The following is a 24,678-nucleotide window of genomic DNA, read 5'->3' on the forward strand; positions in this document are numbered from 1 at the left end:
TTTTCAAACAGGGTTTGCCATTCTTTGTTGGTGCGCCGTTTTGCCATTTCAGATCTCCTTGAGGTTGGAGATTTGATCTTAGGACGTACCGATATTGATTAGAATGTGGGGTTTATGATGCGCTTACTTTATAATCAGTTATTATTGAAAGTTGATTTATTAATAACTATTGGTTTATGACTATGCTCAATCCTATTTGGTTAAACACTTTTAAAACATTAGTCGATATTGGGCACTTTACTAAAACGGCTGAGTTACTCCATATGACGCAACCCGGGGTAAGCCAGCACATAAATAAACTAGAAGCTGCTTGCGGCTATCCTTTGATAAAGAGATTTAACAAGAAATTTGAGTTAACAATCTATGGGCGGAAAGTTTACGATTATGCTGTCAAACACTTTGAAGAAGAGTTTGAGTTATTACAGAATCTGGCACACGACGAACCTTTCCGTGGTCGCTGTACTATAGGCTGTTCGGGGACTTTCGCGTGGCTGATTTATTCACAATTACTTTCTTTGCAAGTGAGTTATCCAGGCTTATCCATTGAGTTAGAAGCAACGCCAAACCATCGTATATTTGAGCAGATATTGCAGGGGAAACTGGATATAGGTCTAGTGACAAAAGAACCTAACCCTAAATATTTCGCGAGCCGTATTGTTGGTGCGGAGTGTCTTGCTCTTGTATTGCCACTGTCCGCAGATGAAAGCTTGCCTATAAATGACTTGTTAATAGAATTGGGAGTCGTTCGTCATCCAGATTTCGCTCACTACTTCCAAACATATGTCAATCAAGCGAACAATGATTTGCTTCGTCTAGTCGATTTGGAAGATGTTTCGACGCAAAGCTATATTAACCAAGTGCACCAAATATTAGTTCCTATAGCTAAAGGGATCGGTTTTACAGTGGTTCCTCGATGGTGCGTTAACTTGTTCGCGGATAAAGAGCAGCTAAAAATATTCAACATTACCGAAGACATACAAGAACCTGTTTACTTGGTTAGCAAACTTAACTCACCTCTTGCTAGGCGTTATGAGCAAGTCATTGACGTTATTGATCACTCTTTTAAGGCTGTTTGACTTGATTGAACCTCACATAAGCAGATGATATTGGCATTAAAGCTTCATAGCTGACCTTGCAATAGAAACCAAAAAGGGCTGGTTGTGCTACCTGCCCTTGAAATTTTATTAATGCATCACAGATCGACTATTCGTAATCAGAGGCATAAGTTTCTTCGTATGAGTGCGAGTAAAGCTCAAATAGGTTGCCAAATGGGTCTTCTAGATAAATCATTTTAGCGAGCTTGTTATCATCTTCTGGGTGGTAACGCATGATATCCATACGCGCTTTACCGCCATATTGTTCAATGCGCTTAATAGCGCCTTCAAAGTCGTCGGTTTGTAGACAGAAGTGGAAGATACCAAGGCGAGAGAAGTCTACTTCGTGACGCTCTTCGCGCTCTTTCATTTCAAACAATTCAACGCCAATACCATCAGTTGTTACTAGATGTGCAATATTGAAACCTTTGAAACCCTCACCAAAAACAGCAATACACATGCGGCCAATCGCTGACTCTCGCTCTTCAATAACTTGTGTATTATTCATAACGATTTTTAAACCCAAAGCTTGAGTGTAGAACTCAACAGCTTTATCCATATCGCCAACCATAATACCGACGTGATTCATTTTCATAATTCGCTCCTAATACCTTTGATTTTTTGGCTTCGTTTCGATAGATGGGAGTATATGGAGATTGATGAATTAAATAAAATTATCAGTAATTATAAAAATGATAAATTATAATTATAAGCGAAACGCAAGATGTCTTCGTGTTAGAACCAATACAAATGGCGATAGTAGAACATGATAATTTTCCGTATCTAAGCCAATCCGTGACAGGCTAATTTAGAAAAATCGTTCAGTTCAGATTTGGCCACACATTTGCGAGTGAGCTAAGTGGTATCGGATATTCAACGGCTCCTCATCCATTGAGTTGAAGAAAAATCTCTTATTAAGGGATTCTTAAGTTACGTCCGTTATTTTTGTTTACAGAGTAAGCAAAAAGGAAATGCCGATGAAAACCATACGCTCAGCATCTGATCTGCAATTGGCCGTAATTGATCCTTCTCATCCTCGCTGGTTGGAAGCCATACACCTTGTGCGCGAGCGTTATCAGCAAGCGTTTGATGCACGCCTTATTACTTTTATGCCGGCTTATTTAGCTTTGCTTGATCATGACGAAATGAAATCCGTATGTGGTTTTCGCGTAGCGCAGCAAGAGCCTCTATTTCTCGAACAATACCTTGACCAACCTGCCGATGAAATTTTATCGCAGCGTTTTGATTGCCGAGTATCCCGAAGTGCTTTGATTGAATTTGGCCAACTGGCCTCTTTTGGTCGTGGTTTATCGGCGCTGCACTTTACTTTGATCGCTCAACAGCTGGTTGATTTAGGGTATGAATGGTGCGTTTTTACAGCAACGGATCCACTGCATGCTTTGATGCGTCGATTTGGTTTACAACCGACATTGATCGCGAAAGCGTCAGCATCTTGCATTCCTAACGCCAACCAAATTTGGGGCAGTTATTACCAACACAGCCCTCGAATTTTAGCGGGAAATTTGGCGCAGGGGCTGGCGTTGCTCAACCGATTTCATTTAAACCAGAAGCAAGCGTGAGGCCTTTGCTATGAACCGAATTTTATCGGCGCTTCATCAACATGCGCAGCAAAAGCCAGATAGCATTGCCTTCATTGGGCACAATGCCAAACAAGAAAAGATAGCGCTGAGCTATCAACAGCTCTTAGAAAAGGTGGAAGCCACAGCACGCACATTGCGCCAGTGGCAGGTTCAGCGTATTGCATTAAAAGCTGAAAATAGTTTGGATTGGGTGATCATCGACCTTGCGGCCATGCACGCAAAAATAGTGCTCGTTCCTGTACCTACTTTCTTTAGCAAGGCACAGGTTGAACACTTACTGTATGAATCGGGTGTTGATGTTTGCTTAGGTGATTGGCCAACGCTAGGTGAACCTTTCTCAACGCTCAGCCATCTACCTGCTTTTGTCTATTTGGCGAATCCATCAGCACAGGTGTTGCCTTTGACGCAAAAAATCACCTTTACGTCTGGGTCCACCGGAACGCCGAAAGGGGTGTGTTTGAGTGACGAAAACATGCAAGCGGTCACGCTGGCGATCGCAGAGAAAATGTCCGCGCAAGTTGAGCGTCACCTCGTGATGCTGCCTCTCTCAACCTTGTTAGAAAACATCACGGGTGTGTATGTTCCTTTGGTTCTGGGTGTGACATCAACAGTCGTCTGTGGCAGCGAAGTGGGTTTGACCGGTTCTAGCCAGTTCTGTAGTGCAACGTTCGCACTCGCACTGCAACAGTTTCAGCCGTCAAGCTTGGTGCTAACGCCTGCGTTATTGCTGGCATTAATTGAAGTCGTCAAGCAGAGCCCAGCTCTTGCGCTGCCTTTACGCTGGGTTGCCGTGGGCGGGGCGCGAGTGGCTCCCCAATTAATTGACGCAGCTCGCCAGCTCGGCATTCCCGCTTTTGAAGGGTATGGTTTGTCTGAAAGTACTTCGGTCGTGAGTATGAATACACCCCAACAAAATAAGCCGGGGTCGTGTGGACAGGTGCTGTCTCATCTTCAGGTTTCGCTGGCACAAGATGGCGAATTGTTAGTTAAAGGCAACACGGCTTTGGGGTATTTAGGTGAGCCGTTTAGCCACGAGTGGTTGTCAACTGGCGATATGGCCACAATCGATGATGAGGGTTTTTTAACCATCATCGGGCGTAAAAAGAACCTCATCATCACCAGTTTTGGGCGTAACGTGGCCCCTGAATGGATTGAATCTCAAGCATTGGCTTTGATTGCACACCATCGATTTGTAGTGGTGGGCGACGGGCAGGCAGGCCTCACGGCCGTCAGTGACAGTCCTTTACCTGATCTCGTTACGCGCGTGCAACAGCTCAATAGCGTGTTGCCCGATTACGCACACATCACGCAGCTTTGGTTGGTGAGCGATATTCACTGCTGGCAAAAGTGGCTGACCGCTAATGGTCGCCCAAAACGCTTAGCTATTGAAAACGCACTGCAAGAGGCTCGCTTGGCGCGCCACACCACTAATCCACAGACGGTTTTTATCTCTATTCCTTCCTTCTATTCAATGGCTGAGGAGCTTTAAAATGAGCAAATTTTTCCATATTTTAAAAACACAAACTGAGCCAGCACAGCAGCAGATGTTGCAAGCTCCGGTATTTGATGCTTGCGCAAGAGGTGAGATCAGCCTAGAGATGTATATTCGTTTTCTCACTCAAGCTTATCACCATGTTAAACATACGGTGCCACTGCTGATGGCATGTGGCAGCCGCTTAGGCGATGAATATGAGTGGGTACGAACGGCGATTGCCGAGTACATCGATGAAGAAAAAGGCCACCAAGAGTGGATCTTGAACGATATTAAAGCGTGCGGTGGTGATGTGGACGCAGTGCGTCATAATGAGGGTGCAGGGCGGGTCAGCGCTTCCATCGAACTCATGGTGGCGTATCTCTATCACCAGATTGATCGCGCCAACCCGTTGAGTTTATTTGGCATGGTGTGGGTACTTGAAGGAACCAGTGTGGGTGTCGGTGGGAATATCGCACGGTTAGTCAAACAGCGTTTGGAGCTTCCTGATGCGGCGATGACTTATCTCACTTCGCACAGTGAACTTGACCAAGGGCACATCCGTTTTTTTGAATCGTTAATGAACAACATTCAGTGTGTATCCGATCAAGCGGCCATCATCCGCTCTGCAAACATGGTGTTTGATCTGTATGGGCAGATGTTGCGAGAACTACCGCTTCCTTGCGAGTCAATGGTGCATGCAGGTTCGCAAGATTTAGCTTCGCAAGGTGTAAGGTCGTAATATGGATCTTAATCATCGACATGTTTTACTCACCGGCGCTTCCGGTGGTATCGGGCAACGCATCGCATTGCTGCTTGCTAAGCAAGGAGTCAGTCTAGTTCTGGTGGCTCGTGATGGTCAAAAACTCGAGCAACTTCGGCAAACGCTACCCATGCCTGAGAAGCATCTGATTTTGAGTGCAGATTTAAGCACAGAGTCAGGAATAGAGCAGATCAACACCTTCATTCAGCGCTTTTTTATGGGCCAGAAACGAATCAGTGTGGTGATCAATAATGCGGGCATTAACCAGTTTCGCTTATTAGCCAGACGAACCGCAGTTTCAGTGCAGCAGGAGCTGCATTTGAATTTACTTGCTCCGATGCAACTGACTCAATCGGCGATACATTGGTTGAATAAACCGGGGATTATTTTAAATATTGGCTCAAGTTTAGGGGCTATTGGTTACCCGGGTTATGCCACGTACTGCGCTACCAAAGCAGGGTTGCACCGTTTTAGTGAAGCGATGCAGCGTGAGCTTGAGGGGACGGGTATCAAGGTACTTTACCTAGCGCCGCGAGCGACCAATACCGAGCTGAATAATGACACGGTGAACCAGTTCAACCAAGCCGTAGGCAACCACTGTGATGAGCCAGAGGTTGTTGCCCAACATGTGCTTAGTATGCTCGAAAGCGAATCAACAACTCGCTGGATTGGCTGGCCTGAAAAAGTGTTGGTGCGATTAAATCAACTATGGCCAGCAGTGATTTCGTCGGCAATTAAAAAGCAGCAAGCGACCATTCTTGCCTTTTTGAACCGTTAAAGCGTGATAATTCAAGGAGAACAACATATGAAAACTGTGTTTAAATGGGCCAGTGCATTGGTCATCTTTGCGGTAAGCACGACACCCGCTTTTGCGATCACTCCTTTAGCTCAGGTTCAATCTGATTGGGCCAAATGCCAATACAAAATGAAGTCGAGCGATGATCAAGAACGTTGTTTTGAGCGTGTCATTATGCGTAACACCTTAGAGATGCAATCAAGCAACAGCCCAGAACTCAAAGTGTGGCTTGCCATCAATAAATCCTCATTAGCGGGCGTAAAAGGTGGATTGGGTGCGCTATCTTTAGTGAAAGAGGCGAAATTATTGTACGAAGAGGTTATCGATCAAGCGCCTAATACTTTAGATGGCTCGGCTTTTACAAGTTTAGGCACCTTATATTACAAAGTGCCCGGCTGGCCAGCGGCTTTTGGCGACGACGTTAAAGCGGAAGAGTTGCTGCAAAGAGCACTGCTGATTAACCCGACAGGAATTGATGCCAACTATTTTTACGGTGATTTTCTTGCCGAGCAAGGCAGAACCGATGAAGCAAGAAAGTACCTGTTACAAGCACAACAAGCACCAGCAAGGCCACAAAGAGCGCTTGCCGATGCTGGGCGTCAGCAAGAAATTGCTCTTTTGTTGGAGAATTTAAAATAACGTATGCGTTTATTATTAGTCGAAGATGACAAACAACTGGGCGAGTCAATGCAGGTGACGTTGACTCGCCAAGGTTATACGGTGGATTGGCTAGAAAAAGGTGGCGGCGTGGCGTGTGCGCTCAAAACTGAACAGTTTTCGGCGGTGATCTTGGATTTAACCTTACCAGATATGGATGGTCTTGAGGTGTTGCGCGGCATTAGAAACGCCGGTTATTCGCTGCCTGTAATGATCCTAACGGCGCGTGATGATATTAGCGATCGCGTCAAAGGGTTAGATGGTGGAGCCGACGAATACATAGGTAAACCCTTTGCGCTAGAAGAGCTACTGGCACGTCTACGGCTTATCATTCGTCGCAGCTCGGGCAGCGCCGAGGCTCTGATTTCGATTGGTGATCTGAGCCTCTCTCTTTCCAAACAGGAGATTGAATATCGTCAGCAACCCCTCAAACTGACGCGCAATGAATATAAAATTCTCGCCAGTTTGATCACTCAAGCAGGGCGAGTGATGAGCAAAGAGCTATTGCAACAAGCGCTTCATGGCTGGGACGAAGGCAGCAGTGACAACGCTATCGAAGTTCACATTCATAACTTGCGTAAAAAAATGCCAGAAAATGTCATCAAAAATATCCGTGGTGTGGGGTATATGATTGAAAAATAAAAAAATCTTTTCGATTAAACGTCGTTTAACACAGTCGGCTGTATGGTTAAGCGGTGGCTTACTGCTCATTTCTCTTTATTTCAGTTTTTCTACTGCTCAACATGAAGTTGAGGAGGTGTACGATGCGCGCTTAGGTCAATCGGCAAAATTACTGTTGATGGCGACTTCTGTCTCTATAAAAGAAGGAGACAATGCCGATCTTCATCAACAGTTTGATCAGTGGATGCAAAGCATTGAACGTCTTTCGCAAGCCAACAAGGAGATGGCAACGCAGTATGGTCACCCTTATGAGCGGTACATTCTGTTTCAGTTTTATCGAGATGGTCAGTTGATGTACAGCTCTGATAGCCAGCAACCCGCCTTTAGCACTAATGCCAGCAATAATGGATTTGGCAGCGTCACCATTGATGGCCAAACATGGCGTTATTTTCAATTGGCGCAACCTCATCCTGATCGCGGCTCTGAATACATTCTCGTTGCGGAAAAACAGAGTATTCGTGATGAAATGGTCAATGAAATTGCACTGTCGACCGCGTTGCCGCAATTGATCCTGATCCCATGCGTTATCTTGGTGCTGGTGATGCTTATTGGACGAAGTTTCAAACCACTGCAAGAACTAAAATCAGCAATCGCCATTCGCAGTGTCCATAAGTTGGATCGCATTTACGTTACAGAACAAACCACCGAACTCTCACCATTAGTAGAGACACTCAACCAACTGTTGGCTCAATTAGAATTGGCTTGGCAGCGAGAGAAGCGTTTTACGCGTATGGCTGCTCATGAACTTAAAACGCCACTGACGGTATTGAGATTAAATGCCGAAAACGCGATGCTCAGCCAGAATGAGCAGCAACTGAAATATGATCTGGACATGATTCTTAAGGGTATTGAGCGTACTGACCGCCTTATTCATCAGTTGTTGATGTTAGCCAAAGTCGAAAGCACTATGGAGTTGTCATCACAAACGGTCGATCTCTCAGTCTCTATTAAGCAAGTTATCGCAGATCTTGCGCCGTTAGCGTTAAAGCACGACCAACAATTGAGCTTTGAAGGGCAGAGTTTGTCGGTTCAAGGCGACGAGCTATTACTCGGCGTGTTGTTTAAAAACTTAATCGATAATGCGATGCGCTATTCTGGCGTACACAGCCACATTGATATTACGTTGCATGGCGATGATCAGTTTATTCAAGTGAATGTGACTGATAGCGGCCCCAACATCACGAACGAAGCCCGAGAAAAAATATTTGATAACTTTTATCGAGCTAACAGTGAAAAAGGCGATGGGGCAGGGCTTGGAATGTCGATTTGCCGTGATATCGCCGCGCTGCATAATGCCACCGTCGAGTTGCTGCCGAGACACAACGACAGCAACATCTTCAGGGTTTGTTTTCATCTAAGTTAACGGGTCTCTTCTGTTTTTATCCATACTCTTTAGCGGCATGGCGCAAAAATATCTTGCGCTTTCTCGTATGCATTGGTTGATACATCCATAATGCCAAGTAAAGAGTGAAAGAGATTACTGTGAGCATAGGGCTGAGTGGCTGTTTGACGTAAACAGGTTTTATTCACGCCTTTCGTACGGGCGAATCCGTCAGATAACCAGACTAAAAGCGGTACTTGAGTTTGATCATCGGGTGCTAGGCTGTACGGCATGCCATGTAAGAACAGTCCATTTTCTCCCAGCGATTCCCCATGGTCGGAGACATAAATCAATGCGGTGTTGTATTGCGCTTGCAGTGATTTTAGCTTTTCAATCAGCTGCGCCAAAACAAAATCTGTATAACGAATAGTGTTGTCGTAAGTATTCACTATCTGTTCAACGCTGCAATTTTCAATATCCGCTCTTGGGCAATCAGGTTGATATTTCGCCATGTCTTTAGGATAGCGCTTAAAGTAGGTTGGCCCGTGACTTCCAATAATGTGCATGAAAATCATTCGGTTACCAGTTTGGTTGGCAATTTCTTCATCTAAGTTGTCTAGCATTGTGACGTCATAACAAGTGCTGCCGTCACATCGGCCTTCTCGCGCAGTTTTATCCAGCTCTTTCTGCGGAATATTTTTCGCGACACCTTTATCTCCTCCATCATTTTCTTTCCATAAGAGGTCGACGCCTGCGCGCTGCAAGATATCGAGGACGTTGTCTTGGTTATCCGCTTTGGTACGATCAAAATTATGACGATCCATATTGGAAAATAAACAAGGTACAGAGACCGCTGTCGCAGTACCACAAGAGGCGACATCACTGAAAAATATAGGCTGATAAGGCGCGGTATAAGCATTGGTATCACGTGTGTAGCCGTAGTATTGGTAATTTTGTGCGCGAGCCGTTTCTCCTAGCACAAATAAGACTAAGGTTGGTTTTTCTGCATCACGGCTATGGGTAGTTTTCGGTTGCTGCTGCGCATCAGCGCCGATAATTTGATACACCACGGGCTCGGTAAAATAACGATCTTTCACAAGACCGTAAGCGCTATAGACAAAGTGAGTGGGGATGATCATTTTCTTGAGGTAACTATTGTTGCGCCCAACCGACGAATAGTTCTGATAATACAGCGCCGCAATAATGATGATGCCGAGTAAAGAGAGCAATATTGATAGCGCTTTATAGCCTAAAAAGCGGGAAATGGATTTTTCTACTTTAAGTGGCGAAAGCAGTAATAGAGCGGCAGGGAGGATGCCCAACGCTGAGATCCAGACAATGGAATAGAGACTGACATAAGAGCCTGCCTCACTGCTATTGGTTTCAACGACATTGATCAACATGTCTCGGTCGACAATCGTGCCGTAATTGTAACTCGCATAACTCACCACAGCAGAAAGGATGAGTAAGACCGCAAAAAAAGGTTTTAGAAAATAAGGCCACGCAAACAGTTGGAAAATAACGTTCAGCGCCAAAAAGAAAAAAATCGGTATTGAGAAGGCAAACCCCCAATTGAACTGCTCAGCAGCCGAAAAAATCTGTGCCAACTTGGCATAAATAGGAATGTTGAGTACCAAGCTGAAATAGAGAGCAAGCAACAAGGTAATACTTGCGTATGAGAAGCGAGGATTTTTCATTGTGGGTTCCATAACATACCGTGTGATGAGAAGACGTTATGGAACTTATAAAGATCTTTTCTTAATAAAGGCTTAAGAAATTCAATCGTTAGAATGAGATGAGTTTTTGGTAGTTACTTATCTTAGTACCTTGCGCACCTTGTCGAATGCTAAAAGTGATGGCGTAAATACTATTGCCGTTCGTCTTTAGGAGAGTCCATGACCACCATGGTGGTGATCGATTTCACCGTTAAACACTCACCAAGCACATCGGCGTGAAAACGTTTATAGGCGCTGAGATCTTTGGTTTCGACACGCAGCAAATATTCGTTCATCCCGGTAATGTTGTGGCATTCGACCACCTCCTTGGCGTAGCGCACATGTTCTTCGAAACTGAGCTGCGCTTTTTTCGTGTGGCTGTTTAAGCCAATTGCCACATAAGCGACAAACCCGACATCAAGTTGGGTTTTATTTAAGACCGCTCGATAGCCTTTAATGATCTGCTTACGCTCGAGATCCTGCACGCGGCGCAACGTGGCGGAGGGCGATAAGCCGATGCGTTCAGCCAGTTCTACATTCGAGACTCGGCCATCAAGTTGTAGCTCTTGCAATATTCTCTCGTCAAATCTGTCCATGGCTTATTTTTATTGCTCAATATTGGTGGTATTGACCAATATAAGCACAATATTGCCAGCCGATACCATTATTATTTGTTCATCATTATTAAATAGAGAAAGAAGATGGATTACACACAATGGTGGCCACTGGTGGCTTTTGCTTTTGTTTCGACCTTTTCACCGGGTCCAAACAACATCATGCTGATGACATCTGGTGCGAATGTGGGCTTTATGCGCACTATTCCGCACATGCTTGGTGTAACGTTTGGTTTTAGCATTATGGTGCTGTTGGTTGGTGTTGGGTTAACGGGTTTATTCCATCGTTATCCTATGTTGCAACAAGGTTTGCAAATTGCCTGCACCATTTATTTGGTCTATTTGGCGATAAAAATTGCGCTGAGTAATCCTTCGCAGGGAGAGAAGCAGTATCAACCGATGTCATTTGTTTCGGCTGTACTGTTTCAATGGGTCAACCCCAAAGGTTGGTCGATGGCGCTGACTGCAGTGAGTGTATTTAACCAAAGTGCGAGCTGGGCGCAGCTAATGCTGATTTCATTGGTGTTTGCTTTGGTGAACATTCCATCGGTCAGTGTTTGGACTGCGGCGGGTAAACAGTTGAGCCATTGGATGAATCACCCAAGCTATGTCCGCTGGTTTAACGGCGCGATGGGCGCGTTGCTGCTACTGTCCGTTGTTCCTATGTTGTAGAGATTTGGTGAGACGTTGCTGTGTGGGAGCATTATCAACGCAGCAAAAGAAAGTGGGTACTGAGCGACCCACTTTGTTTATCTAGTTTGCCTGATATTAACCGTTCGCTATATTGCCCATAAAATTAGCGCCAATATTTGCGGTGAGAGTATGCGTAGGCACATTACTAACGGATAGACAGTGGCGTATGCTAACGCAGAAGCGCCGCTGCTTTCGTGCAGCGCATTTGCAAAAGCAAGAGCGGGTGGATCGGTCATCGAGCCTGCTAGCATGCCACAGATGGTGAGATAGTTAATATGGCCTAAAACACGAGCCAGTATTCCGACAGTGATCAATGGAATACCCGTGATTAACATGCCGTAGCCCATCCAACTGACGCCATCGCCTTGCACTAAGGTTTCAACAAAATTACCCCCAGATTTTAACCCGACTACGGCTAAAAACAGCACAATACCAATTTCTCGTAGAGCAAGGTTCGCGCTGGGCGGCATAAACCAATACATTTTGCCAATGCTGCCGATACGCGCCAAAACCAGTGCGACAATCAGCGGTCCTCCAGCTAAGCCGAGCTTAATGGCGGCGGGGAATCCCGGTAGATAAAACGGAATAGATCCGAGTAATACCCCAAGTCCAATCCCAACGAAGACTGGTAGCATCTGCACATGCTGTAATTTTTGGTGCGCGTTGCCGACCATGCCACTGACCGCTTCAATCGCTTCTTGACGCCCGACTAAATTGAGAATGTCGCCAAACTGCAAGGTAGATTGGCTGGTTGGGATAAGCTCAACCCCGGCACGGTTTAAACGCGAAACGACGACGTCGTATTTCTCTTTTAAATCCAGATCGCGCAGCTTTTTACCAAGCACAATCTCGTTGGTGACGACTAAGCGCTGTACTCGCAGCTCAGTGCCGCGTGTCGAAAGTGATGCATCGACCTCTTCGCCAATCACCAAGCGTGCTTTTTCTAACGCTTTTTTATCGCCGACCAGATGAAGCAAATCATTCACTTCAACTCGTGAATCGGGTTTGGGTACTGAAAGGTGTTCACCACGTTTGAGGCGCGAGCATACAATATCGCCATCACTGAGCGCGGGAATGTCTTTTAAGAGCAGGCCATTTAAGTTGGGGTTTTTAATCGCAACGTTAATGGTGTGTAAGCTCTCTTTTTTGTGGCCGTTGTGGATCTCAAACTCTTCGGCTTCGGCGTCAACACTGACACGAAAGGCAATTCTGAGCAACCACATGGTAAGTAAGATACCGCATATGCCAAAGGGGTAAGCAATCGCATAGCCCATACCCGTCAGGTCAAGCATGTTCTCTTGGCCACCTAACTCAGTCAGGATTTGTTGCCCCGCGCCTAATGATGGCGTATTGGTGACTGCACCGGAGAATACACCAAGAATAACGGGTAAAGGCACATCAAACAGATAGTAAAGCGCGACCGTCACCACACAGCCCAGCAACACAATCAGTGCGGCAAAGGCGTTGAGTTTTAGTCCTGAGCTTCGAAGTGAAGAGAAAAAACCGGGTCCGACTTGTATACCAATGGTGTACACAAATAGGATAAGGCCGAACTCTTGAATAAAATGCAACGTATTGTAGTCAAGAACCACACCCCACATGCCTGTAAAGTGGCCGACGAGAATGCCGCCAAACAGCACCCCGCCGATCCCTAAACCAACACCGTAGACGCGCCAATTCCCTATCCACAAACCCAGCACAGCTACCAGCGAGAGAATGCTGATAGAAAGTGCAATGTCACTCATGATGAGTCTCCTGAACAATTTAAAAACGGCTGGTGGGCAAGCTTAATGAACGGCAGGGGTAGGCGTAAGAACTCGGTTAGTGGTTATGTCTACAGCTGGAGGGTTCAAATACGGCATTGAGAAGTCACCTAGTGAAATGAACTCTCGATGTCGTTTTGTGGTTGCCCTGAACTTATGACCAGTAATACTGTAATGAACTACAAATGTTAACTATAGGTATGCAAATTTGTGCACCGGAACGAATATTAAATTTCTCAGATAAGTAATTGTTAGATAAGAGTTAATAAAATCACACTTCCCAAAAAGCTAGCCTTATCTTTTCTTATGTTAAGAAAGTGGTGGTTTGTCTAGTCTGTACTCTTTTCACTAGTGATATTCGTTTGGTTTCGTCCGGTGTTTTTCGCTTGATAGAGCATGTTGTCAGCCAATTTAATTAACTGCTCTGGTGAATGGGAACCTTCTAGGTCGACTGCGCCTCCAATGCTGATGGTTAAAAAACCGTTTTCAGCCGCTGGGTGGTCTATACGCAGTGTTTTGATTTTATCTTGAACAAGGTTAGCAACGTACCAAATACCTTCTTGGTCCGTCTCAGGAAGAATCATGGCGAATTCTTCACCACCATACCTTGCAGCGATGTCGGTTGGTCTTCGACAGCATTGGTGCAAAGTAGTGGCGACTTTTTTTAAACAATCATCACCTTCAAGGTGGCCAAATGTGTCGTTGTATTGTTTAAAATAATCAATATCGATCAGCAATAATGAGAGAGGCTGTTTTTTTCGGTAAGCTTGCGCTAAGTGAGACTTTAAGTGTTGATCGAAATAGCGGCGATTATTAAGACCGGTAAGGCCGTCTAAATATGCCAATGATCTCAGTAGGTCTGCTTGGTACTTTAGGGTTAAATGAGCCTTGATTCTGTTTTTTAACGTGTTGATATTAAATTGTTTTTTTAGAAAATCAACACCGCCTGCTTCCCAACATGCATCTTGGTCTTCTTGGGCGGTTAATCCGGTAATAAAAATAACAGGTATATCAGCGATCGTAGGGTCATTTTTGATCAAGCGGCAGGTTTGTAAGCCATCCATTTCTGGCATGATGACATCGAGTAGCACCAAATCGGGCTGACTTTCTTTGCAAACGTTGATGGCTTGCGTTCCAGATGTCGCCATCAATATCTGATAGTCATCTTTCAATAATTGATATATGAGCTGAATATTAGTCGGCTGATCATCAACGATGAGTACCGTGAAGTCAGTTTTCTTGCTGAAGTTTAGTAAACCGTAATTAGATAGCATCGGAAAACTCTTTGTTTTTCATGATTTCTTTTAGTATTGCAATTGCTTGTTCAAACGCCAAACTTTGTACTTGTTCTGCAAGTTGTTTTGTTAACTCTTCATCAATCATATTTAATTGTGCTGAGATTTCTTCAAATAATGTCGTCGCTTCCATATTTGATGTGTTGAAACATCTCCCGAGCATGAGCAGTTTTTCTCTAAATATTGCTTTATCCATGGCAACTGGTGTTGTAGTCGTTAGTTGCTCGTTGCTGAGTAAATTCATCAATGATCTGAGTTGTGATTGGGCAAATAGTACGTCAGCCAATAAGCTACTATTTCTTCTCATCATCTCTGTGGTTGCTATTGAACATTCGAGCTCAGCTTTTGCTAACTTTTCCGACAATTGTGTAAGTCCACAGCTTTCTGAACCACTTTTTAAACTGTGGTAGATACGTAATGCGACATCAGTGGCAATTTCAGTAGATTGCAGTTGTGATATAGCATCTTGCATATCAATGACAAATTGATTGATTACTTTTAGATAAACGGATAAATCGCCGATTCGATTTATCGCTTGATTGAGTTTAATACCATGTTTGTCTGCATATTCTTGAGCTGGTGTCGATATTTTTTGCTTATGGGGAGCTACCACTTGTTGTTTTGCTGGGAGCGTTTTTTGAGTTACGAAGTGTTGAATTTTTTTAACCACATCATTGATCTCGAAAGGTTTCGCAATATGGTCATTCATACCTGCAGCTAAACAGGTGGCTTTATCTTCAGGGCGAGCATTAGCTGTCATTGCTAATATTGGAAGTTGATGAAACTTCATCTCTTGTCGGATCTTACGAGTCGTTTCATAACCATCCATACCGGGCATTTGAATATCCATCAGTACTAGGGAAAACTGCTGATTTTGCAGTATATCTAGTGCTTTAAAACCGTCCTCAGCTTCGATAATTGTTGCGCCACGTTCGCTGAGTAATTCGGTTGCGACCAAGCGATTGGTCGGATTATCTTCAACCAGCAATATGCTGATACCAAATAAGCTATCGTTTGAATTTATTCGATGGAATGTTTCTGCAAATACTGCATCTTTACTTTGCAGTACATTGATAATGGTTTGTTTGATTAGCTCTGGCGTTACTGGCTTTATCAGCACGGTTTCTAAAAGTTCATGGGTGTCTTCTAAATGTTTGTCGAGAATTTCTAGGCCAAAAGCCGTAATCATGATGACTAAAGGTATTTTTTTGAGATTTTTCTGGTTTTTGATGGATCGAGTAAGAGCCAAGCCATCTATATCAGGAAGTTTCCAGTCAACAAATGCGAGATCAATCACTTCGTTTTGTTGAGCTAAGTGGTGTAGTTGTGCTAAAGCTTCATCGGCGTTGGGCGCAGAAAACACTTGGCAGCCTAGTTTTTGGAGTATGTCTTGAAGAATTAAACGTGCGGTTTCATTATCTTCTACCACTAATATTTTTAAACCCTGTGTCAGATGCGAGTAAATGTCATTACAAACAGGTGAGAAGTTTAATGTAATGGTGAACGTAAATTCACTCCCCTTATCAAGTTGGCTTGTCACGCTAATGTCACCTTGCATCAGGCTCACTAACCGTTTTACGATCGATAAACCTAATCCTGTACCACCATACTTTCGGCTAATTGACGACTCAGCTTGGCTAAATCCATTAAAAATAATGGCTTTCTGTTCTTGAGTCATCCCAATGCCAGTGTCTGACACTTTAAAAAGCAAGGTGCAATTATTTTCTGATATTTTCTGTGTTTCTATGGATATTTTTATTTCACCTGCATCAGTAAATTTAATGGCATTACCGGCTAAATTTAATAATATTTGTCGTAAGCGCAGGCTATCGCCGATCAAGATGGTTGGAACATCAGGCGCAACATCATAAATGATCTCGATGGCTTTCTCTTGAAGGCTTGACGACAGTAGTATCCCCGTTTCTTGTAACAGATCTGGCAGTGAAAATGAAGATTGCTCTAATTCAAGCTTTCCTGCTTCCACTTTAGAAAAGTCTAAAATATCGTTTAAAAGAACGAGTAGAGACTTGGCTGCACTTTGTGTTTTACTTAAGTAGTCGATCTGCTGGCTACTTAAATCGGTATTGAGAGTCATCTGTAATAACCCCAAAATAGCGTTCATTGGGGTTCGAATTTCATGGCTCATATTCGCCAAAAAATCAGACTTAGTTCGGTTTGCGTACTCCGCTTGCTCTTTGGCTTCCGCGAGTTCTTTCTCTTTTTGTAGCTGTTCCGTTAAGTCATAAGCAATACCTAAGAAGCCGACTAACTGACCGTAGTCATCTATTAATCCACCGACATAAAGTTTAACCGGAATGTGTTGGCCGTTTTTACTGATGTAAGTCCAATGATTAATATCGGATTTGCCTAATTTTGCTTTAGCGACAAAAGCATCAAACCCGACTTCTACAGTTTCTCCTAGTTCTAACGATAGATCTTTTGCTCGTCGAGCTACCTCTTCAGGTAGGTGAAATATCGCCGGTGTTTTTTTTCCCACCAGTTCACTGGCACTGTAACCGATCAGTTTTTCTGCAGAGGGGTTAAATATAGTGATTAATCCATCTAGATCCGTCGCGATAATAGCGTAACCAGCACTGCTCAAAATGCTGCGCTGTAGAGCATTCACTTGCGAAATCTCCTCTGTCCTTTGGTTGACCAATTTTTCTAATTGAAGATTGGTTTCTGTCAGTACGGCTTCCCTTGCTTGAGCGATCTCTATTTTGTGCTTGGCGAACTGAGCTCGACGGGAACGCATCATTTGAATGATAAAAACAGTCAACATAAGCAACAATGTGGCCGTTAAGATCTCTTGATAAGTTTGGTTGTAAGCATCTAATGGTAGAGATTCAATAAACTTGTTGGTAGCAATCAGATTGAGTTCCCATTGACGTCCAAACAAATCAATAGTTTGGGTTACTTGATAAGAGGTCTTATCTTGAATTAAGCCACGGGTGAAAAAATGCTTTGAATTATCGTCATTAATGTCACTGATGGTTAGAATAACCTCGTCATTGAGGCCAGCCACAACACTTAATACTTCATCTATCAAAATAGGCGAATAGCTCCAGCCTCTCAGCTGACTTAATCGCTCTTCTATAGAAGATGAATCCGCTATTTTATTGGTGTTGTACACTGGCATTAGCATTAGAAAGCCTTGCTGTGTTTTTTTATGGGCTTGCACGAGAGTAATAGGAGCGGTAAGGCGTACAGCGTTGCTTTTGGCTGCCTCTAAGGCGGCAGCTCGGCGCATTGCCTCTGAACCAATGTCTAAGCCGACGGCTTGTTTATTACGCTCTTCGGGTTCAATATATTGGATGACAAACAAACTGCTATTATGCTCTGAAAGCGAGCGAATATTGAAGGTTTTATCGGGTCTATCGCGACGAGCTTGTTCGATGAAGGCTTCTTTTTGCTCCGGTTCAACAAAACGGATGAATCCAAAGCCATGAGCTCCCGGAAACTCTTTTGGATAGTCACGGGTCTGGGTATAGCGAAGCATCTGCTCATAATCAAATGCATCGACTCCAGCTGTTATCACCGCGCCTCTAAAGCCACGTAGCCCGTATTGATATAGCGTAACCTTTTCTGCTACCCCATTACTAATCTGCTGTAATCGTGAAGATAAGTCATACTGTACATGTTCAATTCGCTCCGCTTTATGCATTTGATTAAAGTGACTTGCGGCAAATAAACCAAAGACAAGAATAAGCAAAGGCAGCCAAAGTGCGTTTAAGATGGTTTTATTTAATTTCAAAGTGGCTTTGGGTTGTTTTTCTTTTGATAGATCCATTACTTTTCCCTGCTAATTACATGCTTTTTATCGTATTACCACTTGTTTTGACGTTTTTTCAAATACCTATAATAACTTTAGCAGGATATTTCTAATTGGATAGAAATGCCGTAGACGCGCCAATTCTCTATCCACTATACCCGTGATCATTGAAGATGCTTGATTTCTCATAAAATCAAGATCATGCTACGCACCATGAAAATAATACTGACTCCTCAACAGAAACAACAACTCGAAGAGATGCACGATTCAACTCGTGATGGTCGAGTGCGTGACCGCATCAAAGCGGTTTTACTTGCGTCTGAAGGTTGGACTCAGGCGATGATTTCTCAAGCTCTTCGTATTCACGAATCGACTGTGGCTCGTCATCTCAGTGATTATGTTCTCTCTGAAAAACTTAAGCCTGAAAATGGTGGTAGCCAAAGCCGACTTTCTGCTGGGCAAACCATGCAACTTATCGAACATCTGGCTGAGAAAACGTACTTTCATACCCACCAAATTGTCGCTTATGTACAAGCTGAGTTTGGTATCCGTTATACCGTTGCAGGAATGAACAAGTGGCTACATCATCACGGCTTCTCATATAAAAAGCCCAAAGGTGTGCCGCACAAGTTTGATCCAGAGATGCAGCAAGCCTTTATCGAACATTACAACGAGACGCTAAGAAACAGCGAAGACCCTGTGTTATTCATGGATGCCGTTCATCCTACGCAGTCAACAAAACTCAGTTATGGCTGGATACGAAAAGGCCAAGACAAAGTGATTGAGACAACAGGCAGTCGAACTCGTCTTAATATTATCGGTGCGTTACCACTTCAAAATATTGGCGCAACCGTGACAGACACGTATGACACGATAAATAGCGAGAGCATCGTTCGCTTCTTCTGGAAGCTCAAAAAAGCGCATTACCCGTTGGAGCAAAAAGTACACCTAGTACTTGATGGTGCCGCCTATCATCAGTCAGAACTGGTAAGGAATGCGGCAAAAGTGCTCAATATCGAGCTTCATTACTTACCCCCATACAGCCCAAACTTAAATCCAATAGAACGGTTATGGAAAGTGATGAATGAGTATACGAGGAACAATATTTACTTCTCCTCGAAGGTTGAATTTACAACGGCTATTAATGAATTTTTCAATGTAACGCTGCCAAAAGTTGCAGCCTCACTGCTATCCAGAATTACGGATAATTTTCAGATTTTGAAACCTGCATCTTCAAGTTGAGCGGGTATATAGATATGCAAATTTGTGTACCGGAACGAATATTAAATTTTCTAGATAACGGATTGTTTTGTTATACCCTTCCTACTTGAAGCTGCAGCGGTGTTGGCTACGTTCGTTCACCCCAATCACATAGTTTGCCTATGCTCATGGGGACTCACTCACTTGCCGCCTACCTGCAACTCCAAGTTGTTTGGGTATAGATAACCGATTTTTTGTTAGATAAGGGTTAAATTATCCATTTCCTGTGCGTTACTCACCACTATTTTTATCGAGAAAATAGCCCATACCGCGTTTAGTTTTAATCAGTGCTGATGAGAAAGGGTCATCAATTTTTTTGCGTAGACGACGCATATACACATCGACTACGTTGGTTAGGGGATCTTGATGGAGGCCCCAAACATTAGCAAGAATCCGTTCTCGGCTAAAAATATGACCAGGTTTATGCATCAATAGCTCTAATATGGAGAGTTCTTTGGCGGTTAACTCAATGGCTTGCCCTGCCCGTGTTACGGTCATGGTTGATAAGCAGAGCGTTAAGTCTGCAATGTGTAGAGTGGGCATTGGCGCAGAGTCAGAATGTCGACGTTGCAGCGCATCTAGGCGAGCCAGTAACTCTTCAAAATGAAAAGGTTTTGCCAGATAATCATCCGCACCAATGCGTAGGCCCCGAACCCGTTCTTCAACTTCGCCCAGTGCAGAAAGCATCAAAATGCGCACATCAATACCGGCTTCACGTATTTGCTGACAAAGAGTTAATCCATCGGTGTGCGGAAGCATTCGATCTAAAATTAAAATATCGGGCTCGCCGCTTATGAGTGTTTCAAGTGCGTATTGCCCATCATTCAGTCGCTGAATGTGATGACCTTCTGCTTTGAGCCCTCGTTCAATAAAGTTGGCAATTCTGGCATCATCTTCAATTAAAAGAATTCTCATGATTCTTCCTCTTCCAGTTCAAAGGTCAGTGTAACGGTTGTGCCTTGAGCCAATTGGCTTTGGAATGCGATGGTTCCGCGTTGCTGTTGCACAATGTTATAAGCCAGTGTTAAACCAATCCCCAAACCATCAGGGCGATAGCGTTTGCCGTTTTCGGACCGAAAATAGCGTTGGAAAATCTGTGCGAGGTCCTCTTGGTCAATACCAATACCGTGATCTTGCAATTGAAGATGAAATTGCTGGGGCTCAACTAGCAGAGTGAGCGTAATAGGCTGGTGATGTGGATCATAGCGCAATGCATTATCGACGATAATTCGCACGGTCATCAGTAGCTTATCTAAATCAGTATGAAAGATCCGCTCTTGCCAGTTTGCCTGTTGTGGGTGAAGACATTCAAGTTGCACTTGATGCGCGTGAGTTAAAAGGGTGGCTTGTCTCGTCACCGACTGCCATAGACTCTCTAAGGTGATAGGGCTAAGAGTCGGTTGGAACAGCTTTTCATCTTGACGGATAAGCAGCAATAAATCGTCGATCCGGTAGGAAAGGTGGGTTGCCGATTCATTGATACGCTGTAGCGTTTGTCGATACTCTTCATCACTATTTTGACGACTGCGAAGGGTAATTTGCGCTTCTCCTAAAATGGCCGTTGCGGGAGTACGCAATTCATGGCTGACGTTCGCAAAAAACTCTTTCTGCTGGCGTTTAGCCTGCTCCAATGTTTCGAGTGCATTGGCGAGTTCTTGGGTGCGTGCGGTGACTTCTCGCTCAATGAGTTGACGCGAAGCGATCTCTTTTTGCTGCGCATTTTCAAGGCTTTGTGCCATGTGATTAAAATGCTGCGCTAGGGTTCTGAGCTCACTTGGCCCGCTGACCGATACTCGATGGTTAAGATGGCCTTGTTCTAAAGCTGAAGTGCTTTTTAGCAGTTCAGCTAACGGTTTGGATAAGGTGCGCAGTAACCAGCCTCCGAGTAGCAAGCCAAAGACTACCCCTAGTAATGATAAGGTTACAATGACATTTTCTACATCAGATAATGATTTCATCGCTGCCGCTTCATAGCGTGCAGTACGTTGTTTCTGTAGAGAAATAGCTTGATTCAGCAGTTGGCGTAGGTCGGTGTTATCCACTTTATCAAAGGTGTCACTGAGTAAAAGCCAGCGATCATTATTGTCTGTGATTTTTGCGATTTCCCAGGATCGAAGCGCTGTTTTTAATCGTCCAAAGTTAGTTTCAAAGAGAGAAATGACTTTGATTTGCTGAGTGATCTCGGCAAAGTCTTGGTTGGTGATACCGTGTTGTTGTGCTTGCTCGGTTAGCAAATAGAGCTCGCTGAGCAAATCTTCAATCTTTGAAAAGCGCATGTCCCGTTTGAGCGTGCTGCCATCTTTGGTCAATAAATACTCGGCAAGCCAAATTTTCAACTGCTGTTTTTCCGTGCTCAACTGCATAAAGCTTTGCAAGATTTGATTGGAGATCTGCCCGCGCTGAATGTGCTCATTAGCGACGTTATTTGACCATAAAGCGGTGCCAGCTTGGGCTAAGATTAGGGTGAGTAACAGAGCCAGTACGAGAGATAATTGATAACGAAACATAATGATCGCCGCATAAATTCAATAGATGAGCAGAGTAAGCGATCCGTTGGTATTGGGTAAAGAATATTCATCTGAAGTTAATCTAAGCGCATGGTTTAGGTTCATCGAGAGGCCGTAAATTACTCCCATCAACCACATTACTCCCATCAACTAGATAATTAGATAAGGTCTTCATCATGCAACGTACATATAAAAGAATTTCTATTTCAGCATTATTACTCTGCGGGTTGTTACCGCTATCCGCTCAGGCTTCTGACTTATTGGTTAATAACAATATTAGTCATCAAGAGGTGCTTAATGCCCAGCAAGCTTGGGGAGAAGCGTTAATCAAGATAAGCCAGACTTATGAGCAAAAAGGTCATGCCGAAGCGAAGAAGTTGGCAAAGCAAGTATTGGACCAAGCGTATGGCTACCAACAAGGTGCGGTGCTTTTCAAACCTACGCTTGCCAGTGGGGATCAAACCTTTCGTACAGAAGCGGACGGAGCGCTATCGTATTTTGTCGGCAGTGATAAGCAATACCCACAAGATTCTGGCTTTGCACTAAAAGGTTGGAAGGAGTACAGCTTTGATAATGCAGCAGTCTATATCAACGGCGATGTAGCCCTAACCATGGGGCATGTTAAGCTCATCGACAATAAAGGAAAGCAAACCGTGGTGGATAAAAGCTGGGCATTTAAGAAAGATGAACAGGGCCAACTGCGAATTGTTCTGCACCATTCATCACTGCCATTTCAGCCTTAACTGAGGGGAAAACTTTTAGATGTGGGTGATGGTAATACACCCACATCGCAGGTTTTGCAGTAGTGCCAGTTAAACGCCAGCACGCTTGAGCAGGCCAGCCATCAATGGCGAGCTTGAACGAACCTGTTTTGATTTGTTCTGTAATGTTTTAGCCAACGTCGGGTTATTGATGCTTTTGGCAATGTAGGCCATTGAATGATAGAAATCTCCTGCAGATTTCATTTTATTGGCGTCATTTAATGGCGCTAACAGTTGCACCATGGTTGTGCCACTCATTGCTTGTTGGGTGGCGTACTCTTGTACTGCATCGAGTAGAAGATCGAGATCGACCATCGCTTCGGCACTTTCCACACCATGTTTTTTCATCTCTTTGCGGTTACGTTTACGCATTTGCTTAATGACAAAGGCCGGTTTGTTGAGCTTTTTAAAAGCAAAGTAACCAAGAACGACTGCAAGCACGACACCGCCCGCCACATAACCCCAAATAGAACCGGAAGATTCAACAACAGGCTTTAGGGTTTCAACGGTATATTCAACGGTAGTGGGTGTATCAGACATTATTATTTCCTTAGAATGCAGCTTCAAAATCAGAAGCTATTAATTAATCTGGCAGGGGGAAAAGCGCCTTGCGATGAATCAAAGATCCATGAAAAGGAGAGCTTCTGCCTCACATTACTCTCTTTTTGGGGTGAGGAGGCAAGAAAGCAAGCCCATTTTAGGGATTATTAATGAGTTTGTTGATAATTGTGCGAGTTGGTCACACAAATTACGCCATTGCCTCTGTGTGTATGAGCTTATCGAGGTGATATAAAGATTGAAATGCACAGTCGTCATGAGGTTTAATGTTACGGTAACATTCAGTTGGAAAACAGAATAAAAATGAGCAGTATGCAACGTAAAACTAGGCCTACCCTGCAAGATATCGCAGACCGCGTGGGGGTGACGAAAATGACCGTTTCCCGTTTTCTACGCGACCCCAATTCGGTCGCATTGGCAACCCAAGAAAAAATTGCCGCAGTGATTGAAGAGTTAGGTTATATACAAAATCGCGCCCCTGCGATGTTGTCGAAATCGTCAAGTAAGGCGATTGGTATTCTTCTGCCTTCCTTGTCAAACCAAGTGTTTGCCAATTTAGTTCAAGGGATTGAGTCGGTAACCAAAGCAAGGGGTTACGATACACTTATTGCCCACTTTGGTTATAACGTGCAAGAAGAGGAGGAGAAAATTGCCTCGTTGCTGTCGTATCAAGTCGATGGTCTTATTTTGACCGAAACGCACCACTCCGAACGTACCATCCAAATGCTAAAAGCGGCGGGTGTGCCAGTGGTTGAAACGATGGAGCTGCCAGACAAGCCGATCAATATGGCGGTGGGGTTGGATCACGAACAGGCCTCGTATCATGTGGTGACGCAGATGATCGACAGTGGCAAACAGCATATTGCCTATCTCGGTGCGCGTCTTGATACTCGAACGCAGTTGCGGATGAATGGCTATGATCGTGCAATGCAAGATGCAGGCTTAACCGCAGTCCATATCCTAACTCAAGAGCATTCAAGTTTTACTCTCGGCGGTGATTTACTCGAACAAGCCCTAGAAGAGAGGCCAGAGATCAACGGCATCTTCTGTACTAATGATGACATTGCAATTGGTGCCATGATGAAGTGTGCACATCGAGGGCTGAAGATTCCTCAAGATATTGCAATTGTGGGGTATAACGCGCTCGATATAGGTCAAGCGATTTCGCCAAAGCTAACCAGTGTAGAAACGCCTCGGTTTGAGATTGGCAAGAAAAGTGCTGAGCTATTATTGTCCGCACTGGCTGGTGAAGTGATTGAGCAGAAAGTGTTCGACTTAGGCTTTAGTGTCACCGATGGCGAGAGCCTGTAGTCAGCTTGTTATTCAGCCATTGAAGTGGTTGGGTTTGTCACTTCA

At 44.2% G+C, this 24,678-nt stretch carries 21 protein-coding genes; 12 read left to right on the forward strand and 9 right to left on the reverse strand.

Translation table 11 applies throughout. The features are described 5' to 3' along the window. Positions 1–182: 182 nt before the first annotated feature. Complete coding sequence (locus EXZ60_RS16305) at positions 183–1,076, forward strand: LysR family transcriptional regulator (protein WP_235652721.1); 894 nt, start codon at positions 183–185, stop codon at positions 1,074–1,076. A 127-nt stretch (positions 1,077–1,203) separates the two neighbouring features. On the opposite strand, the gene EXZ60_RS16310 is transcribed toward EXZ60_RS16305, so the two are convergent. Further along, positions 1,204–1,689 (reverse strand): VOC family protein, encoded by a 486-nt coding sequence (locus EXZ60_RS16310; protein WP_013856448.1) that lies wholly within the window; start codon positions 1,687–1,689, stop codon positions 1,204–1,206. Between the two features lie 382 nt (positions 1,690–2,071). On the opposite strand from EXZ60_RS16310, the gene EXZ60_RS16315 reads away from it, so the two are divergent. From EXZ60_RS16315 to EXZ60_RS16345, 7 genes are all read left to right on the forward strand, one after another. Then, positions 2,072–2,674 carry a thermostable hemolysin gene (locus EXZ60_RS16315; protein ID WP_026028388.1) on the forward strand — a complete coding sequence of 201 codons (603 nt, stop codon included), beginning with the start codon at positions 2,072–2,074 and terminating at the stop codon, positions 2,672–2,674. A gap of 10 nt (positions 2,675–2,684) precedes the next feature. Next, on the forward strand, positions 2,685–4,184 hold the full coding sequence (locus tag EXZ60_RS16320; protein WP_277435971.1) for an AMP-binding protein: 1,500 nt from the start codon (positions 2,685–2,687) through the stop codon (positions 4,182–4,184). Position 4,185: 1 nt separating this feature from the next. Further along, entirely contained in the window at positions 4,186–4,908 is a 723-nt protein-coding gene (locus EXZ60_RS16325) for an iron-containing redox enzyme family protein (RefSeq protein WP_277435972.1), read from the forward strand. Position 4,909: 1 nt separating this feature from the next. After that, the gene (locus tag EXZ60_RS16330) at positions 4,910–5,707 is read left to right on the forward strand and encodes an SDR family oxidoreductase (RefSeq protein WP_088732703.1); all 798 of its coding nucleotides are present in this window, start codon (positions 4,910–4,912) and stop codon (positions 5,705–5,707) included. Between the two features lie 27 nt (positions 5,708–5,734). Then, positions 5,735–6,364, forward strand: coding sequence for a tetratricopeptide repeat protein (locus EXZ60_RS16335; RefSeq protein ID WP_277435973.1), 630 nt, complete (start codon positions 5,735–5,737; stop codon positions 6,362–6,364). A gap of 3 nt (positions 6,365–6,367) precedes the next feature. Continuing rightward, entirely contained in the window at positions 6,368–7,024 is a 657-nt protein-coding gene (locus EXZ60_RS16340) for a response regulator (RefSeq protein ID WP_115339135.1), read from the forward strand. Positions 7,025–7,085: 61 nt separating this feature from the next. Then, positions 7,086–8,426: a sensor histidine kinase gene (locus EXZ60_RS16345; RefSeq protein WP_277435979.1), complete on the forward strand. Its 1,341-nt coding sequence runs from the start codon at positions 7,086–7,088 to the stop codon at positions 8,424–8,426. Between the two features lie 29 nt (positions 8,427–8,455). Here EXZ60_RS16345 and EXZ60_RS16350 read toward each other — a convergent pair whose 3' ends face one another. Together EXZ60_RS16350 and EXZ60_RS16355 are read right to left on the reverse strand one after the other, a co-directional pair. Beyond that, entirely contained in the window at positions 8,456–10,093 is a 1,638-nt protein-coding gene (locus EXZ60_RS16350) for a phosphoethanolamine--lipid A transferase (protein ID WP_064625638.1), read from the reverse strand. Positions 10,094–10,251: 158 nt separating this feature from the next. Further along, entirely contained in the window at positions 10,252–10,695 is a 444-nt protein-coding gene (locus tag EXZ60_RS16355) for an Lrp/AsnC family transcriptional regulator (RefSeq protein ID WP_017050939.1), read from the reverse strand. A 105-nt stretch (positions 10,696–10,800) separates the two neighbouring features. Between EXZ60_RS16355 and EXZ60_RS16360 the strand changes: the two genes are divergently transcribed. Further along, complete coding sequence (locus EXZ60_RS16360; RefSeq protein ID WP_013856459.1) at positions 10,801–11,385, forward strand: LysE family translocator; 585 nt, start codon at positions 10,801–10,803, stop codon at positions 11,383–11,385. 107 nt (positions 11,386–11,492) lie between these two features. Here EXZ60_RS16360 and EXZ60_RS16365 read toward each other — a convergent pair whose 3' ends face one another. The 3 genes from EXZ60_RS16365 to EXZ60_RS16375 form a co-directional block, all read right to left on the reverse strand. After that, entirely contained in the window at positions 11,493–13,151 is a 1,659-nt protein-coding gene (locus EXZ60_RS16365; RefSeq protein WP_026027818.1) for a putative transporter, read from the reverse strand. Between the two features lie 347 nt (positions 13,152–13,498). Next, a complete protein-coding gene (locus tag EXZ60_RS16370; protein WP_277435974.1) occupies positions 13,499–14,443 on the reverse strand; it encodes a diguanylate cyclase in 945 nt (314 codons plus the stop codon). Beyond that, positions 14,433–18,254: a CHASE domain-containing protein gene (locus EXZ60_RS16375; protein WP_277435975.1), complete on the reverse strand. Its 3,822-nt coding sequence runs from the start codon at positions 18,252–18,254 to the stop codon at positions 14,433–14,435. The genes EXZ60_RS16370 and EXZ60_RS16375 overlap by 11 nt, the downstream gene beginning before the upstream one ends. A 195-nt stretch (positions 18,255–18,449) precedes the next feature. Here EXZ60_RS16375 and EXZ60_RS16380 point away from each other — a divergent pair, with 195 nt between their 5' ends. Next, entirely contained in the window at positions 18,450–19,478 is a 1,029-nt protein-coding gene (locus tag EXZ60_RS16380; protein WP_277435976.1) for an IS630 family transposase, read from the forward strand. Positions 19,479–19,727: 249 nt separating this feature from the next. Here the strand turns inward: EXZ60_RS16380 and EXZ60_RS16385 are convergent, their stop codons facing one another. Next, a complete protein-coding gene (locus EXZ60_RS16385; RefSeq protein WP_277435977.1) occupies positions 19,728–20,411 on the reverse strand; it encodes a response regulator transcription factor in 684 nt (227 codons plus the stop codon). Beyond that, complete coding sequence (locus tag EXZ60_RS16390; RefSeq protein WP_258429216.1) at positions 20,408–22,003, reverse strand: ATP-binding protein; 1,596 nt, start codon at positions 22,001–22,003, stop codon at positions 20,408–20,410. Before EXZ60_RS16390 ends, EXZ60_RS16385 begins: the two co-directional genes overlap by 4 nt. 176 nt (positions 22,004–22,179) lie before the next feature. Here EXZ60_RS16390 and EXZ60_RS16395 point away from each other — a divergent pair, with 176 nt between their 5' ends. Further along, complete coding sequence (locus EXZ60_RS16395) at positions 22,180–22,746, forward strand: phosphoribosyl-AMP cyclohydrolase (RefSeq protein ID WP_208891835.1); 567 nt, start codon at positions 22,180–22,182, stop codon at positions 22,744–22,746. Positions 22,747–22,815: 69 nt separating this feature from the next. On the opposite strand, the gene EXZ60_RS16400 is transcribed toward EXZ60_RS16395, so the two are convergent. Further along, a complete protein-coding gene (locus EXZ60_RS16400; RefSeq protein WP_010319103.1) occupies positions 22,816–23,304 on the reverse strand; it encodes a hypothetical protein in 489 nt (162 codons plus the stop codon). Positions 23,305–23,625: 321 nt separating this feature from the next. Here EXZ60_RS16400 and EXZ60_RS16405 point away from each other — a divergent pair, with 321 nt between their 5' ends. Continuing rightward, on the forward strand, positions 23,626–24,633 hold the full coding sequence (locus EXZ60_RS16405) for a substrate-binding domain-containing protein (RefSeq protein ID WP_026027817.1): 1,008 nt from the start codon (positions 23,626–23,628) through the stop codon (positions 24,631–24,633). Positions 24,634–24,678 lie beyond the last annotated feature (45 nt).

It is taken from the genome of Vibrio sp. 1151_11 (assembly GCF_029478525.1).
Classification (GTDB): Bacteria; Pseudomonadota; Gammaproteobacteria; order Enterobacterales; family Vibrionaceae; genus Vibrio; species Vibrio anguillarum.

Excerpts from the sequence above, each read along its gene's own strand:
- EXZ60_RS16385 (WP_277435977.1), bottom strand. The coding sequence starts at position 20,411 with ATGAGAATTCTTTTAATTGAAGATGATGCCAGAATTGCCAACTTTATT.
- EXZ60_RS16325 (WP_277435972.1), top strand. The coding sequence starts at position 4,186 with ATGAGCAAATTTTTCCATATTTTAAAAACACAAACTGAGCCAGCACAG.
- EXZ60_RS16330 (WP_088732703.1), top strand. The coding sequence starts at position 4,910 with ATGGATCTTAATCATCGACATGTTTTACTCACCGGCGCTTCCGGTGGT.
- EXZ60_RS16360 (WP_013856459.1), top strand. The coding sequence starts at position 10,801 with ATGGATTACACACAATGGTGGCCACTGGTGGCTTTTGCTTTTGTTTCG.
- EXZ60_RS16370 (WP_277435974.1), bottom strand. The coding sequence starts at position 14,443 with ATGCTATCTAATTACGGTTTACTAAACTTCAGCAAGAAAACTGACTTC.
- EXZ60_RS16365 (WP_026027818.1), bottom strand. The coding sequence starts at position 13,151 with ATGAGTGACATTGCACTTTCTATCAGCATTCTCTCGCTGGTAGCTGTG.
- EXZ60_RS16310 (WP_013856448.1), bottom strand. The coding sequence starts at position 1,689 with ATGAAAATGAATCACGTCGGTATTATGGTTGGCGATATGGATAAAGCT.
- EXZ60_RS16355 (WP_017050939.1), bottom strand. The coding sequence starts at position 10,695 with ATGGACAGATTTGACGAGAGAATATTGCAAGAGCTACAACTTGATGGC.
- EXZ60_RS16340 (WP_115339135.1), top strand. The coding sequence starts at position 6,368 with ATGCGTTTATTATTAGTCGAAGATGACAAACAACTGGGCGAGTCAATG.
- EXZ60_RS16320 (WP_277435971.1), top strand. The coding sequence starts at position 2,685 with ATGAACCGAATTTTATCGGCGCTTCATCAACATGCGCAGCAAAAGCCA.
- EXZ60_RS16400 (WP_010319103.1), bottom strand. The coding sequence starts at position 23,304 with ATGTCTGATACACCCACTACCGTTGAATATACCGTTGAAACCCTAAAG.
- EXZ60_RS16405 (WP_026027817.1), top strand. The coding sequence starts at position 23,626 with ATGAGCAGTATGCAACGTAAAACTAGGCCTACCCTGCAAGATATCGCA.
- EXZ60_RS16395 (WP_208891835.1), top strand. The coding sequence starts at position 22,180 with ATGCAACGTACATATAAAAGAATTTCTATTTCAGCATTATTACTCTGC.
- EXZ60_RS16375 (WP_277435975.1), bottom strand. The coding sequence starts at position 18,254 with ATGGATCTATCAAAAGAAAAACAACCCAAAGCCACTTTGAAATTAAAT.
- EXZ60_RS16315 (WP_026028388.1), top strand. The coding sequence starts at position 2,072 with ATGAAAACCATACGCTCAGCATCTGATCTGCAATTGGCCGTAATTGAT.
- EXZ60_RS16350 (WP_064625638.1), bottom strand. The coding sequence starts at position 10,093 with ATGGAACCCACAATGAAAAATCCTCGCTTCTCATACGCAAGTATTACC.
- EXZ60_RS16380 (WP_277435976.1), top strand. The coding sequence starts at position 18,450 with ATGAAAATAATACTGACTCCTCAACAGAAACAACAACTCGAAGAGATG.
- EXZ60_RS16335 (WP_277435973.1), top strand. The coding sequence starts at position 5,735 with ATGAAAACTGTGTTTAAATGGGCCAGTGCATTGGTCATCTTTGCGGTA.
- EXZ60_RS16305 (WP_235652721.1), top strand. The coding sequence starts at position 183 with ATGCTCAATCCTATTTGGTTAAACACTTTTAAAACATTAGTCGATATT.
- EXZ60_RS16390 (WP_258429216.1), bottom strand. The coding sequence starts at position 22,003 with ATGTTTCGTTATCAATTATCTCTCGTACTGGCTCTGTTACTCACCCTA.